The 13,484-nt window shown below is 70.3% G+C and carries 12 protein-coding genes; 3 read left to right on the top strand and 9 right to left on the bottom strand.

The genetic code is table 11. From position 1 onward, the window contains the following. Window positions 1-26 precede the first annotated feature (26 nt). Window positions 27-1,274, bottom strand: a complete 1,248-nt coding sequence (locus ACZ7LV_RS37355) for a helix-turn-helix domain-containing protein (protein WP_471945814.1) — start codon at window positions 1,272-1,274, stop codon at window positions 27-29. Window positions 1,275-1,651: 377 nt separating this feature from the next. Next, window positions 1,652-1,984: a hypothetical protein gene (locus tag ACZ7LV_RS37350; RefSeq protein ID WP_471945813.1), complete on the bottom strand. Its 333-nt coding sequence runs from the start codon at window positions 1,982-1,984 to the stop codon at window positions 1,652-1,654. A 309-nt stretch (window positions 1,985-2,293) separates the two neighbouring features. On the opposite strand from ACZ7LV_RS37350, the gene ACZ7LV_RS37345 reads away from it, so the two are divergent. Both ACZ7LV_RS37345 and ACZ7LV_RS37340 read left to right on the top strand, forming a co-directional pair. Then, on the top strand, window positions 2,294-2,821 hold the full coding sequence (locus ACZ7LV_RS37345) for a universal stress protein (protein ID WP_471945812.1): 528 nt from the start codon (window positions 2,294-2,296) through the stop codon (window positions 2,819-2,821). Between the two features lie 149 nt (window positions 2,822-2,970). Continuing rightward, a complete protein-coding gene (locus tag ACZ7LV_RS37340) occupies window positions 2,971-3,528 on the top strand; it encodes a GPR1/FUN34/YaaH family transporter (RefSeq protein WP_471945811.1) in 558 nt (185 codons plus the stop codon). 98 nt (window positions 3,529-3,626) lie between these two features. Here ACZ7LV_RS37340 and glmS read toward each other — a convergent pair whose 3' ends face one another. The 3 genes from glmS to ACZ7LV_RS37325 form a co-directional block, all read right to left on the bottom strand. After that, complete coding sequence (glmS, locus tag ACZ7LV_RS37335; RefSeq protein WP_471945810.1) at window positions 3,627-5,444, bottom strand: glutamine--fructose-6-phosphate transaminase (isomerizing); 1,818 nt, start codon at window positions 5,442-5,444, stop codon at window positions 3,627-3,629. Between the two features lie 13 nt (window positions 5,445-5,457). After that, window positions 5,458-5,715, bottom strand: coding sequence for a hypothetical protein (locus ACZ7LV_RS37330; RefSeq protein ID WP_401680693.1), 258 nt, complete (start codon window positions 5,713-5,715; stop codon window positions 5,458-5,460). 111 nt (window positions 5,716-5,826) lie between these two features. Beyond that, window positions 5,827-6,711 (bottom strand): DUF4429 domain-containing protein, encoded by an 885-nt coding sequence (locus tag ACZ7LV_RS37325; protein ID WP_471945809.1) that lies wholly within the window; start codon window positions 6,709-6,711, stop codon window positions 5,827-5,829. Between the two features lie 70 nt (window positions 6,712-6,781). Between ACZ7LV_RS37325 and ACZ7LV_RS37320 the strand changes: the two genes are divergently transcribed. Next, the gene (locus tag ACZ7LV_RS37320; protein WP_471945808.1) at window positions 6,782-8,392 is read left to right on the top strand and encodes a beta-N-acetylhexosaminidase; all 1,611 of its coding nucleotides are present in this window, start codon (window positions 6,782-6,784) and stop codon (window positions 8,390-8,392) included. A gap of 77 nt (window positions 8,393-8,469) precedes the next feature. On the opposite strand, the gene ACZ7LV_RS37315 is transcribed toward ACZ7LV_RS37320, so the two are convergent. Genes ACZ7LV_RS37315 through desA form a run of 4 tightly spaced genes read right to left on the bottom strand, consistent with a single transcriptional unit; the run spans window position 8,470 to window position 13,478 of the window. Next, entirely contained in the window at window positions 8,470-10,242 is a 1,773-nt protein-coding gene (locus ACZ7LV_RS37315) for an IucA/IucC family protein (RefSeq protein WP_471945807.1), read from the bottom strand. Then, window positions 10,239-10,778, bottom strand: coding sequence for a GNAT family N-acetyltransferase (locus ACZ7LV_RS37310; RefSeq protein ID WP_471945806.1), 540 nt, complete (start codon window positions 10,776-10,778; stop codon window positions 10,239-10,241). The genes ACZ7LV_RS37315 and ACZ7LV_RS37310 overlap by 4 nt, the downstream gene beginning before the upstream one ends. Then, complete coding sequence (locus tag ACZ7LV_RS37305) at window positions 10,775-12,052, bottom strand: lysine N(6)-hydroxylase/L-ornithine N(5)-oxygenase family protein (protein WP_471945805.1); 1,278 nt, start codon at window positions 12,050-12,052, stop codon at window positions 10,775-10,777. The genes ACZ7LV_RS37310 and ACZ7LV_RS37305 overlap by 4 nt, the downstream gene beginning before the upstream one ends. Then, complete coding sequence (desA, locus tag ACZ7LV_RS37300; RefSeq protein WP_471945804.1) at window positions 12,036-13,478, bottom strand: lysine decarboxylase DesA; 1,443 nt, start codon at window positions 13,476-13,478, stop codon at window positions 12,036-12,038. The genes ACZ7LV_RS37305 and desA overlap by 17 nt, the downstream gene beginning before the upstream one ends. Window positions 13,479-13,484: the final 6 nt, after the last annotated feature.

The following is a 13,484-nucleotide window of genomic DNA, read 5'->3' as shown; positions in this document are numbered from 1 at the left end:
CTGTGGGCCCCGTCACACCGTCGCCGTCACGACCCGCTTCGCTGCCCCGGCAGACTGGCCCGGGCATACGTCTCCCGGGCGTGGTCGCCCGGCAGGGACGCGGAGCCGACCGCGCCGGCCGCCGCCGTGCGGCGCGACTGGATCGGTACCGGCCCCTCCGGGTGCAGGGAGGGGGACGGGCCCGCCTGGGGCGGCGGCCCGGTCATCGGCGCGGACGTGCTCGACGGGCCGTCGTTGTCCGAGGGTCGCTCGGACTGCGGGCGGCGTGCTCGGTACGCCGCCCGGTACGCGGCCGGGGACGAGCCCAGCTGACGGCGGAAGTGGCCGCGCAGCGCGACCGGCGAGCGGAACCCGCAGCGGCCCGCCACCTCGTCCACCGAGTAGTCCGACGTCTCCAGCAGCCGCTGCGCCTGGAGCACCCGCTGGGTGATCAGCCACTGCAGGGGCGCGCTGCCCGTCAGAGAGCGGAAGCGGCGGTCGAACGTACGCCGGCTCATGTACGCGCGTGCCGCCAGCGTCTCCACGTCGAACTGCTCGTGGAGGTGTTCCAGCGCCCAGGCGACGACCTCGGCGAGCGGGTCGGCGCCGATCTCCTCCGGTAAAGACCGATCGAGGTAGCGCTCCTGTCCGCCGGTCCGGCGCGGCGGGACCACCAGTCGGCGGGCCAGCGCGCCGGCCGCCTCGTTGCCGTGGTCCGTCCGCACGATGTGCAGACAGAGGTCGATTCCGGCCGCCGTGCCCGCGGACGTCAGTACGTCGCCGTCGTCGACGAACAGCTCCCGGGGGTCCACGTGGACCGACGGGTAGCGCTTCGCCAGTGTCGGCGCGTACATCCAGTGCGTGGTGGCCGGGCGGCCGTCCAGCAGGCCCGCCGCCGCGAGGACGAACGCCCCCGTGCACAGGCCCACGATCCGGGCACCCTCTTCGTGCGCCCGACGCAGCGCGTCGAGCGCCTCCTCCGGCGGTGGCGAGGTGATCGACCGCCAGGCGGGCACGACCACCGTGCCCGCTCGGGAGATCGCTTCCAGGCCATGCGGCGCGGTGAGTTCCAGGCCCCCTGTGGTCCGCAGGGGTCCTTCCTCGCCCGCGCACACCAGTAGTCGGTAGCGCGGTACGCCGGCGTCCTGTCGGTCGATACCGAACACCGACAGCGGTATGGAACTCTCGAAGATGGGGCCGCCGCTGAACAGCAGCACCGCGACGATCTCCTTGCGGCGGCGCCCGGACAGTTTCCGGGCCGCGGTGTCCGGCGCGGCAGTGGAGTCGTGGCTCATACTGCTAAGCCCCCCTCGGTGGTCGCGGCTCCTCGGTTGTGTCGCTCCTGCACGTTTCCCCTCGGTCCTGCACGAGTCCCCCGCCGTAGACAGTCAAGATCGAATCTACTGTGTCGCGTTGTGCCGGCGTGGCCAGTTCATCACCCGGCACATTGTCGACTTGGCAACTTGGCGTGAAGCATTCGATCACGAAGCGTTGCACTAGCGGGCCGCGCAGGGAAGTGCGCCTTGTCGCAGTGGCCAATCCACATAGGGTGCGCGCGCCCCCCAGGACCCTTTCCGTGCAGGTCGAACGGGGGTTGGGGGGTGCCGAGGGGTACTGATGCACACGCTTCAGAAGTTGGCTGAAAAGATACGGGCGCGTGCGCGGAAACCGGTCAGGCGACCGGTGTATGCCCGCCGGGGCGCCGCCCACCCCTGTGTGCCCCCGAACCGCTGCGCTGATGCCGGCCCCGGTGCGGTGCCCCCTCCGCCGCCCGCAGCCGCGCGGCGCCACGCTCGGAGCCGCGCAGCAGGGCCCGGCAGACCCCCGTGACGGCGGCGAGGCCGACGGCGGTGCCGGTGGCGCCCGCGAGGGAGCTCCCGCAATACAGCAGGACCACCGGCACGAGCAGGCAGCTGAAGGCGGCCCAACGCACCAGGTCGGTCACCGCGTCCGGACCGGACGCGGTGACGGGGCGCGACTCGGAGGTCGGGCCGGGTGCGGACATCACTACTCCCTGTGCTGGCGGGCTCACGTGGATCAACGCCTGGTGCACCCGTCGGTCACTGCCATACACGCTCGGGCCGTCGCCGTAGGTGAATCCTGCGCGAACCGCCTGTACGAGGCAGCAACCATTGCGTTACGGGCGCCCCCTCGTGCATGCTCCCTGGAACCCGCCGCGGACGTGCGCGGGATCTGGGCTGAGGAGGCGTGCCGCCGTACCCTTGGGGGTATGGGGTTGGGAAGATTGATCCCGGACACAGCTCCGCCGCACAGTGTCGTCCCACCCATAAAGGATCACAACGCCGAGACAGCCATGGCCGGTCACGAATTCTTCGAACCAGCGGACCGCAAGCGGCCGGTCGCCGACCCCACGGCGGCCGATCCCCTGGCGGCGGAAGAGTCGCGCCACGCGTGCGATCCCGCCTTCAAGCACGGCGTGGTCGTCGGCTTCGACGGCTCCACCTCCTCCGAGCGGGCCCTCGCCTACGCGATCGGGATGGCGTTGCGCTCCCGTTCGGGCCTGATCATCGTCCATGTGGCCAACCGGCTGCCCACCACGGTGTGGGCCGGCTGTGAGCCACCCGTCTTCGTCGACGTGCCGGACCACCGCACCGAGGTGCTCGGTCTGGAGCTGGCCTGCGCGGAGTATCTGGCCGAGGTGCCCTGGATCCTGGTCGAGCGTGGCGGGGACATCTGCCACGAACTCGAGGAGGTCGGGCGGGAGTACGAGGCCGACGCCATCGTCGTCGGCTCCACGCACGGCATCGTGGGGCGCATTTTCGGCTCCGTGGCGGGGCGGTTGGCCAAGCGCGCCAAGCGTCCTGTCGTTGTCATTCCGTAACTCCCCGTTGGCCCAGGTGAGATGCCCCGTGGGCAGGGCCGGTGCCCGTCACGCGCACGCCGAATCTACTCGCGCGTAGATGTGTTTGTGCTCTTGTGAAGGGCATATATCGGTCACCTACAACTGCACATGCACGAAGGGAGCCCGCCGTGGACAACGTCGTCTCTGCGGGAAGCACCACCACGATCGTCGGCCGACTCGCACTCGGTGTCACCCTGCTGGCCGTCGGCCTCGGCTACACCGGACTGATCGACGGAGTGTCGGCGGCGGACGCCGTGACACTGGCTCACTACGTAGGCGGCGTCGCGCTGTTCGTCGCCGGACTGTTCGCGTTCCGGGAAGGCGACGCCGGGACCGGCACCGCGTTCGCCGCGCTCGGCGCGCTCTGGTTCACCTGGGCGGTCTCGCCCGAGGTCTCCGCCAACGCGGCGGGACTGTTCCTGCTGCTGTTCGCCCTCGTGGTCCTCACCCTGACGCTCGCCGGTGGCGACACGCTCGGGCAGGCCATGTACGGACTGTTCTTCGTCGCGCTGCTGCTGCTCGCCATCGGGCAGTTCGCGGACAGCGGGGCGCTGGGCAAGGCGGGTGGCTGGTTCGCCGTCGCCTCCGGTGCGGTCGCCTGGTACGCGGCGACGGCAGCGCTGGCGCACTGGCCGACGGCACTTCCGCGACGCGCCGCGGGCCGGGGGGTGACGGCCGCCGGCTAGCGGCGCAGGCCGGGGAGTTGGGCGGCTTCCCGGCACACGAGACGGACCCCCTGTGTTCGGTGGCGACACATGGGGGTCCGTCCTCTGTCAGCGGGGTGCTACTCGACCGTTACCGACTTCGCGAGGTTGCGGGGCTTGTCGATGTCGCGCCCGAGGGCAAGTGCCGTGTGGTAGGCCAGGAGTTGGAGCGGGATGCCCATCAGGATCGGGTCGAGCTCGTCCTCGTTCTTCGGGACCACGATCGTCTGGTCGGCCTTCTCCTGCTCGCGGTGGGCCACCGCCAGGATCTTGCCGCTGCGGGCCTTGATCTCCTCCATCGCGGCGCGGTTCTTCTCCAGCAGGTCGTCGTCCGGGACGATCGCGACCGTCGGGAGCGCGGGCTCGATGAGGGCGAGCGGGCCGTGCTTCAGCTCCGAGGCGGGGTAGGCCTCGGCGTGGATGTACGAGACCTCCTTGAGCTTGAGGGAGGCCTCGCGGGCGACCGGGTAGCCGCGCACCCGCCCGATGAAGAGCATCGAACGGGCCTCGGCGTAGCCCTTGGCGAGCTCCTCGATCTCACCCTCCTGCTCCATCATCTCGGCGATCTGCGCGGGCAGCTTGCGCAGGCCCTCGATGATCCGCTTGCCGTCGCGCACGGAGAGGTCGCGGGTGCGGCCGAGGTGCAGGGCGAGCAGGGCGAAGGCCACGCAGGTGTTGGTGAAGCACTTCGTGGAGACCACGCAGACCTCGGGGCCGGCGTGCACGTAGATGCCGCCGTCGGCCTCGCGGGCGATCGCCGAGCCGACGACGTTGACGATGCCGAGCACCCGGGCGCCCTTGCGCTTCAGCTCCTGGACGGCGGCCAGCACGTCGTAGGTCTCGCCGGACTGGGAAACGGCGATGTACAGGGTGTCGGGGTCGACGACCGCGTTGCGGTAGCGGAACTCGGAGGCCGGTTCGGCGTCCGCGGGGATGCGGGCCAGCTCCTCGATCATCTGGGCGCCGATCATGCCGGCGTGGTACGAGGTGCCGCAGCCGAGGATCTTGACGCGCCGGATCCGGCGGGCCTCGCGGGCGTCGAGGTTCAGGCCGCCGAGGTGCACGGTGGAGAAGCGGTCGTCGATCCGGCCGCGCAGGACGCGGTCCACGGCCTCGGCCTGCTCGTGGATCTCCTTGTGCATGTAGGTGTCGTGGCCGCCCATGTCGTAGGAGGCGGCCTCCCACTCCACGGTGGTGGGCTCGGCCGTCGTGCGGGTGCCCTCGGTGGTGTAGGTGCGGAAGTCGTCGGCCTTGAGCGTGGCCATCTCGCCGTCGTCGAGGGTCACTATCTGCCGGGTGTGGGTGACCAGCGCGGCGATGTCCGAGGCGACGAACATCTCCTTCTCGCCGATGCCGAGGACGACCGGGGAGCCGTTGCGGGCGACGACGATGCGGTCCGGGAAGTCGGCATGCAGGACGGCGATGCCGTAGGTGCCCTCGATGAGCCGGAGGATCTCGCGGACCTTGTCCTCGAGCTTCTCGGCCTGCGAACGGGCGATCAGGTGGACGAGGACCTCGGTGTCGGTCTCGGAGAGGAACTCGACGCCGTCCGCCTCCAGTTTGCGGCGCAGGTCGGAGGCGTTGTCGATGATGCCGTTGTGGACGACGGCGACCTTGCCCTCGGCGTCCAGGTGCGGGTGGGCGTTGACGTCGGACGGGGCGCCGTGGGTGGCCCAGCGGGTGTGGGCGATACCGGTGGTGCCCTTGAAGCGCGCCGGGACCTTGGCCTCCAGATCGCGCACCCGGCCCTTGGCCTTGACCATCTTCAGGCCGGAGGCCTTGGGGGAGGTGACGACGATGCCGGCCGAGTCGTAGCCGCGGTACTCCAGGCGCTGCAGGCCTTCCAGGAGCAGAGGGGCGACGTCACGCTTCCCGATGTATCCGACGATTCCGCACATACAGATGTATTCCTCAGCCGTAGACGATGCGGCGCAACTGCCGGAGGGTGAGCTCCGGCGGTGCCACCGCCCGGTATTTCAGGTCCGCCGCGATCTGTTCGAAGATCGTCGCGTTGACCAGGCCCTGGGCCTGGAGCTCGCGATGGCGGCGACGGACGAACTCCTCGGTCGTCTCGTCGAAGTAGGCGAGCACGTCCTGGACCACGCGCAGCGCCTCGCCCCGGTTGAGGGGCGTGGAGCGCGTCAGATGATCAACGAGTTCGTCGTGCACCCGGTAGATCCTGGGGTACCGGCCGATCTTTCGCAACAATCCTGCCCGATTTCGGGCAGGGGTAGGGTACGTCGATATGCCCTGTCCAGGCCATGGGTGAGGTGAGCCGGGTCACATGCGCTTCAGGAGCGCCTGCTTGGCCAGGGCGAACTCCTCGTCGGTCAGCACGCCGGTGCGGTGCAGCTCGCCGAGTTCGCGCAGGCGCCGCAGCAGCGCGTCGTGGTCGTCCTCGCGGGCGGCCGCGGCGGGCTCCGGCCGCTGCGCCGGGGCGTCCAGGGCCGCGGCGGGGGCCGGCGCGGCCGGGTGCGGGAGGCGGGCCTGGACGGCGGCGGCGATCAGGGCCATCAGGGGGTCCTTCTTGAAGCCCCACAGCTCGACCGCGTTGGGGTCGTACTTGGGCGGCGCCTTGGTCGGGGCGTTGCGCACGGTGAAGCGCAGGTAGCCGTTCTCCAGGCCGGCCGCCGGATGCCACTCGACGGCCGCGATGTCGGTGACGGCGAGCGTGCGGGTGCCGACGGCGGCCTTGGCGTCCTCCGTCTTCCAGTTCCACTCCAGGCGCACCCGCTCGCCGTCGAAGCTCGCGGTGCCGTCCCCGGCGGCCGCCGACAGCGGCACGGCCGGGCCGGGCAGCAGGTACTCGGTGACCGGGTCCGAGGGCACCTGGTCCAGCAGCAGCGCCTGGCGCACCTCGTCCACGAGGTACTCGGCGACGCCGTAGCGGTCGGACTCGACGGTCAGCTGGTACGGGTCGTGGGGTTCGGCGAGCCGGCCGGCGGTGGCGTGCAGCAGGGGGTCGGCGCCGTCCCGCAGCCGTAGCCTCAGCCGCCCCGTCCGGCGGCCCTGCTCGAACGAGATGCCGGCCAACGCCCCCAGCGGGACGACCAGTTCACCCAGTGTCTTGCGCAGCAGACCGACGTTCTTGTCCCGTCCGGGCGTCAGGCGCAGGGCGTCGCCGTCGAAGATCCACGTGCCGTCCTTCTGGATGATTTCCGCCATGCGAGGGATTGTTCCACCGGTCTCGCGAGAGAGTGGTCCATACCTGTTGGAGCTCCAGGAAGGGACGTTTGTGAGACAGCACCGCGCACTGCACCACCGAGCGCCTCGCCTTCTGGCTTCCCTGCTGCTCGTCACCGCGGTCGGCGCCTCGCTCACCGCGGCGGCGCCCGCACCCGGGCCCGCCCGTCCGGGGACCGGGACCGCGCTCGGCGCCGTGATTCCCGCACCGGCCTCGGTCGACCCGGGCGGATCGCCGTACCGCATCACCGAGGGCACCCGCATCCGCGTCGACGACTCCCGTGAGGGCCGCGGGGTCGGCGGCTATCTCGCCGGAGTGCTGCGCCCCTCGACCGGCTACCGCCTCCCGGTCACCACCCACGGCGACGGGGGCATCCGGCTGAAGCTCGCCAAGGGCCCCTACGGCGACGAGGGCTACCGCCTCCAGAGCGGGCGCGGCGGCGTCACCATCACCGCCGCCCGCCCCGCCGGGCTCTTCCACGGCGTGCAGACCCTGCGCCAGCTCCTGCCCGCGGCCGTCGAGCGCGACTCCGTACAGCCCGGCCCCTGGCTCGTCGCGGGCGGCACCATCGAGGACACCCCGCGCTACGGCTGGCGGGGCGCGATGCTGGACGTGTCCCGGCACTTCTTCGACGTCGGTGAGGTCAAGCGCTACATCGACCAGCTCGCGCTCTACAAGTTCAACAAGCTGCACCTGCACCTCAGCGACGACCAGGGCTGGCGCATCGCCATCGACTCCTGGCCGCGGCTGACGACGCACGGCGGCTCGACCGAGGTCGGCGGCGGCCCCGGCGGCTACTACACCAAGGCCGACTACAAGGAGATCGTCCGCTACGCGGCCTCCCGGCACCTGGAGGTCGTCCCCGAGATCGACATGCCCGGCCACACCAACGCGGCCCTCGCCTCGTACGCCGAACTGAACTGCGACGGCGTCGCCCCTCCGCTCTACACCGGCACCGCGGTCGGCTTCAGCTCGCTGTGCGTGCCGAAGGAGGTCACCTACGAGTTCGTGGACGACGTGGTGCGGGAGATCGCGGCGCTCACCCCGGGCCGCTATCTGCACATCGGCGGCGACGAGGCGCACTCCACCAGCCACGAGGACTACGTGACGTTCATGGACCGGGTGCAGCCGGTCGTCGCCGAGTACGGCAAGAAGGTCGTCGGCTGGCACCAGTTGACCGGCGCGACCCCGGCCGAGGGCGCCCTCGCCCAGTACTGGGGCCTGGACGGGACCGGCGCCGCGGAGAAGGAGCAGGTCGCCGCCGCCGCGCGGGCCGGCACCGGGCTGGTCCTGTCCCCGGCGGACCGCGTCTACCTCGACATGAAGTACGACGCCCAGACCCCGCTCGGGCTGTCCTGGGCCGGATACGTCGACGTGCGGCGGTCCTACGACTGGGACCCGGGCGCCTATCTGCCCGGCGCGCCCGCGTCGGCCGTCCGGGGCGTCGAGGCGCCGCTGTGGTCGGAGACACTCGAGAACTCCCGCCACATCGAGTACATGGCCTTCCCGAGGCTGCCGGGCGTCGCCGAGCTCGGCTGGTCGCCCCGGGCCACGCACGGCTGGGACGGCTACCGGCAGCGGCTGGCGGCGCAAGGGGCGCGGTGGGACGCGCTCGGGATCGGCTACCACCGGTCGCCGCAGGTGCCGTGGCCGGCGCAGTAGGCGTGGTACCGCCGTGACATGACGACGGACGCCCCGGAGGACCGTACTCCGGGGCGTCCGCCGGTCCGGGAGGGGTGCTACCGCCCCGCGATCGGGTTCTCCAGGTCGCCGATCAGCTGCAGCGCGCCCGCCGGGTCGGCCAGGTCCACCATCTGCCGGTTGTCGCGCAGCTGGAGCCGGTTCAGGCAGGACAGCGCGAACCGGGGGGCGAACATGTCGTACTGCCGGAACTTGTCGGCGAGTTCGGGCATCGACTCCTGGTACTCACGGGTGACGTCCGCGACCGTGGACCAGAAGCCGTCCTCCTCCAGGACCCCCTCGTCCGCGAGGTTCGCGGCGAGGAAGCGGAAGAAGCAGTCGAAGACGTCCGTGAAGATCGACAGCAGCTTCTTGTCCTCGGGGACGTCGACGCGCAGCCGTTCCACCGCGGGCGGCAGCACCGCGTCCGGGTCCATGACGGCGATCTCCTCGGCGATGTCCTTGTAGATCGCGCGCTCGACGGCGCCGTCCTTCAGGACCAGGATGACGTTCTCGCCGTGCGGCATGTACACCAGGTCGTAGGCGTAGAAGCTGTGCAGCAGCGGGGTGTAGTAGGCCCGCAGATAGCCGCGCAGCCACTCCTTCGGCGTCAGCCCCGACCGCTCGATCAGTGCCGCAGCGAAGCCCCGGCACTCGTGGTCGACATGCAGCAGCGAGGCCATGGTGGCGAGGGACTCGCCCGGCTGCAACGAGGCCACCGGGCTCTCCCGCCACAGCGCGGCCAGCATCTTGCGATACGGCGAGTAGCGGTCCGTCGCCTTCTCGTACTCCAGGTGCCGGTAGCCGACCGCCGCGCGCTCCCGGATGATCGACAGGCCCGTCGACTTCAGCACCGGGTCGCCCTCGATCAGCTGGGCGAGCCAGTCGTTGATCGCCGGGGTGGCCTCCATGTAGGCGGCCGACAGCCCCCGCATGAAGCCCATGTTGAGGACGGACAGCGCCGTCTTCACGTAGTGCTTCTCGGGCCGGGTGGTGTTGAAGAAGGTACGGATGGACTGCTGGGCCAGGTACTCGTCGTCGCCCTCGCCGAGGCAGACGAGGTGCCGCTGGGCCACCTCGGCGGCGAAGGTGACGGTGAGCTTGTTCCACCACTGCCAGGGGTGGACGGGGATGAGGAGGTAGTCGGCCGGGTCCAGGCCCTGCTCGGTGAGCTGCCGGTGGAAGCGCTCCAGGGTCGGTGCGCCGAGCTCGTCCCTCAGGAAGGACTCGTACGCGATGCCGACACCGGCGGTGAAGGCCGCGCGCGAGCGGTGCGCGGCCAGCCACACCAGCCGGACCGGGCTCGCCGTCTCGGGGGCGTACGAGAGGTACTCGTGGATCCCGAAGCCGAGCCGGCCGTTGTTGGCCACGAAGCAGGGGTGGCCCTCGGTCATGCCGGTCTCGATGGCCTGGAAGCCGCTGGTCACCAGCTCGCCGACCGGGATCTGCGGCTTGGTGAGCTTGTAGCAGGTGCCGGAGAGGGTGGAGGAGATCTCCTCCAGGTACACCGGGAGGATCTCGTCGCTCAGGCCGAGCGCCTGGCGCAGCTCGACGAAGAAGTCCAGCGCGGCGAGCGGCAGTTCGGCCCCGTCGCGGTGCCGGGTGATCGACTCGGCGTCGATCTGCCAGTGGTCGAGGGCCCGGACCACGGCGTCGAAGGTGTACCGCGTCTGGCCGTCGTCGCTGTGGACGACGTACCCGCCGCCGTCGGTGGGCCGCGGCGACAGGAGCCGCTCGTGGGCGAACTCGGCCAGGGCCTTGCGGATCAGGAGGCGGTTGGCCCGCGCCCAGCGGTGGGGGGAGAGGTGCGCTACGGCGTCGGACAGGGTCATACGGCTACTCCTCGGGCGGCCTCGAACTGCTCGCGCGTGCAGAAGCTGAGCAGCGCGCGCTTCTCCGGCTTGTCGATCTCACGGTCGGGCACGAAACCCACGGCCTCGTTGAGCGCGTGCACCGCGGTGTTGCTCACATCGGGTTCGACCACCACCCGGCGGGTGGCGGGGTCGGCGAACAGCTCCTCCATCACGGCGGTGATGACGGCCCGGGTGAAGCCGTGCACCGGCCGGTCGGTGGGGGCGACCAGGAAGTGCATGCCGACGTCGCCGGGCTCGGGGTCGTACAGGCCGACCAGCTCCACGTACCGGGGGTCGTAGCTCTCCATCAGGAAGGCCGGTGCGCCGTCGTGCAGGCCGAGGTAGGCGTGGTGGTGCTCGTGCGCCGCTATGCGCATGTACTCGCGCTCGACGTCCTGGAGTCTGGCGTCCTGCATCATCCAGAAGGCCGCCTTGGGATGGGTGACCCAGCTGTGCAGCAGCTCGGCGTCCTTCAGCGGGTCGAGGGGGCGGACGGTGAACGTACCGATGCTCATACGGCGAACTCCTGGAACGCGATGGACTTCTCGACCGGGTAGTACTCGCTGCCGAGCAGCTCCCGGATGATGTACGAGTTCCGGTACGCGCCCATGCCCAGGTCGGGCGAGGTGATGCTGTGGGTGTGCACACCGGCGTTCTGGAGGAAGATCCCCCGGCCGGTGACGTCGACGGCGTAGTTGCGGGCGACGTCGAAGTTGCCCTGGGAGTCGTAGCGCAGGCGGTCGCGGACCGGCTTCAGGAATTCCGGCTCGACGTACTTGTAGCCGGTGGCGAGCACCAGGCCCTGTGTGTCGAGCGTGAAGTCGCGCTCCTGCTCCTCCTGGTGGAAGCCCAGCGTGTACGTGCCGTTCTCGTACCGGGCGCCGGTGAGCGCGGAGTTGGTGAGCAGCCGGGTGCGGATCGGGCCGCCGAGGTTCTTCTGGTAGAGCAGGTCGAAGATCTCGTTGATGAGATCGCCGTCGATGCCCTTGAACAGGCCCTTCTGCTCGGTGGTGAGGCGGTAGCGGGTCGCCTCGGGCAGCTCGCGGTAGTAGTCGATGTACTCCGGGGAGGTCATCTCCAGCGTGAGCTTGGTGTACTCCAGCGGGAAGAACCGCGGGGAGCGCGTCACCCAGTTCAGCTGGTAGCCGTGCACGTCGATCTCGCTGAGCAGGTCGTAGTAGATCTCGGCGGCGGACTGACCGCTGCCGACCAGCGTGATCGACTCCTTGCGCTGCAGCTCCGCCTTGTTCTGGACGTAGCGGGAGTTGTGCAGGAAGTCGCCGCCGAGCCCCTGGCAGGCCTCCGGGACGTAGGGCGGGGTGCCGGTGCCGAGGACCAGGTGACGGGCGCGGAGCACCTCGCCGGCCGCGGTGCGCACGGCGTACAGGTCGTCCTCGTACGTGACCTCGGTGACCGTGGTGCCGAAGCGCACGCTGCTCAGCTGGTTCGCCGCCCAGCGGCAGTAGTCGTCGTACTCGACCCGCAGCGGGTAGAAGTTCTCGCGGATGTAGAACGAGTACAGCCGCCCCTTGTCCTTCAGGTAGTTCAGGAAGGAGTACGGGGAGGTCGGGTCGGCCAGCGTCACCAGGTCCGACATGAACGGCGTCTGGAGGTGGGCGCCGTCCAGGAACATGCCCGCGTGCCACTCGAAGTCCGGCTTGGACTCCAGGAAGACGCCGTCGAGTTCGGCGATGGGCTCGGTCAGGCAGGCGAGGCCGAGGTTGAAGGGGCCGAGCCCGATCCCCACGAAGTCGTAGGTCTTTTCCGTGGTGTCAGGAAGCGCGGTCAAGGGATTCTCCCAGGTACTGCTCGGCGTGGCCGGCGATCAGGTCGAGGACGGCGGCGATGTCGGACGCCGTGGTCTCGGGGTTGAGCAGGGTGAACTTCAGGTAGTGGCGGTTGCCGACCTTGGTGCCCGCGACGACGGCCTCGCCGGAGGCGAACAGGGCCTTGCGGGCGTAGAGGTTGGCGCGGTCGATCTCGGCCGGGTCGGTGACGGCGGCCGGGATGTAGCGGAAGACCAGGGTGGACAGGGAAGGCTCGACCACGACGTCGTAGCGGGGGTCGGCGGCGAGCAGCTTCCAGCCCTCCTGGGCGAGGTCGCACACCTCGTCGAAGAGCTGCCCGATGCCGTCGGCGCCCATCACGCGCAGCGTCATCCAGAGCTTGAGGGCGTCGAAGCGGCGGGTGGTCTGGAGCGACTTGTCCACCTGGTTGGGGATACGTTCCTGCACCATACGGCGCGGGTTGAGGTACTCCGCGTGGTAGGTGGCGTGCCGCAGGGTGGCGGCGTCCCGGACCAGCACCGCCGAGGAACTCACGGGCTGGAAGAAGGACTTGTGGTAGTCGACGGTGACCGAGTCGGCCCGCTCGATGCCCGCCAGCAGGGAGCGGCGCTTGAGCGAGGTGAGCAGTCCGCACCCGTAGGCCGCGTCGACGTGCATCCAGGCGCCGTACTGGGAGCAGAGTTCGGCGATCTCGGGGAGCGGGTCGATCGAGCCGAAGTCGGTGGTGCCGGAGGTGGCGACGACGGCCATGGGGACGAGGCCGTCCTTCGCGCAGCGCTCCAGCTCGTGCGCGAGCGCCACGGTCTGCATCCGCTTGTCGTGGTCGACGGGGATCGCCACGACGGCGTCGGGTCCGAGGCCGAGCAGTTTCGCCGACTTCTTCACGCTGAAGTGGCTGACCTCGGAGGCGAAGACGCGCAGTTTCGCCAGGGAGTCGGTCTTGGCCTCCTCGCGGGCCAGCAGCAGCGCCTGGAGGTTGGACTGGGTGCCACCGGAGGTGAACACCCCGTCGGCGGCCGGGCCGAGACCGATGCGCTCCGTGGTCCAGTCGATGAGCTTGCGCTCGATCAGGGTGCCGCCGGCCGACTGGTCCCAGGTGTCGAGCGAGGAGTTGACCGCGGAGAGGATCGCCTCGCCCAGTACCGCCGGTATGACGACCGGGCAGTTGAGGTGGGCGAGGTAGCGGGGGTGGTGGAAGTAGACCGCGTCGCGGAGGTAGACCTCCTCCAGCTCGTCCAGCACCGCGGCGGTGTCGTGCAGCGGCTGGTCGAGGTCGATCTGCTCGATCCGGGGGGAGAGGGTGTCGACGGTGACGCCGGTGAACGGACGGTCGGTGGTGGCGAGTTTCGCCGCCACCCGCTCTACTCCCTCGGTCACGGAGCGGCGGTACTGCTCCGCGGTCGCGTCATTGAGCAGGTGCGAGCGCATGTGGGG

Source organism: Streptomyces sp. NPDC107562, from assembly GCF_055657325.1.
Note: the sequence above shows the minus strand (reverse complement) of the source record. Positions and strands in the feature narration are given on the sequence as shown.

Excerpts from the sequence above, each read along its gene's own strand:
- ACZ7LV_RS37355 (WP_471945814.1), bottom strand. The coding sequence starts at position 1,274 with ATGAGCCACGACTCCACTGCCGCGCCGGACACCGCGGCCCGGAAACTG.
- ACZ7LV_RS37350 (WP_471945813.1), bottom strand. The coding sequence starts at position 1,984 with ATGTCCGCACCCGGCCCGACCTCCGAGTCGCGCCCCGTCACCGCGTCC.
- ACZ7LV_RS37345 (WP_471945812.1), top strand. The coding sequence starts at position 2,294 with ATGGCCGGTCACGAATTCTTCGAACCAGCGGACCGCAAGCGGCCGGTC.
- glmS (WP_471945810.1), bottom strand. The coding sequence starts at position 5,444 with ATGTGCGGAATCGTCGGATACATCGGGAAGCGTGACGTCGCCCCTCTG.
- ACZ7LV_RS37325 (WP_471945809.1), bottom strand. The coding sequence starts at position 6,711 with ATGGCGGAAATCATCCAGAAGGACGGCACGTGGATCTTCGACGGCGAC.
- ACZ7LV_RS37315 (WP_471945807.1), bottom strand. The coding sequence starts at position 10,242 with ATGACCCTGTCCGACGCCGTAGCGCACCTCTCCCCCCACCGCTGGGCG.
- ACZ7LV_RS37310 (WP_471945806.1), bottom strand. The coding sequence starts at position 10,778 with ATGAGCATCGGTACGTTCACCGTCCGCCCCCTCGACCCGCTGAAGGAC.
- desA (WP_471945804.1), bottom strand. The coding sequence starts at position 13,478 with ATGCGCTCGCACCTGCTCAATGACGCGACCGCGGAGCAGTACCGCCGC.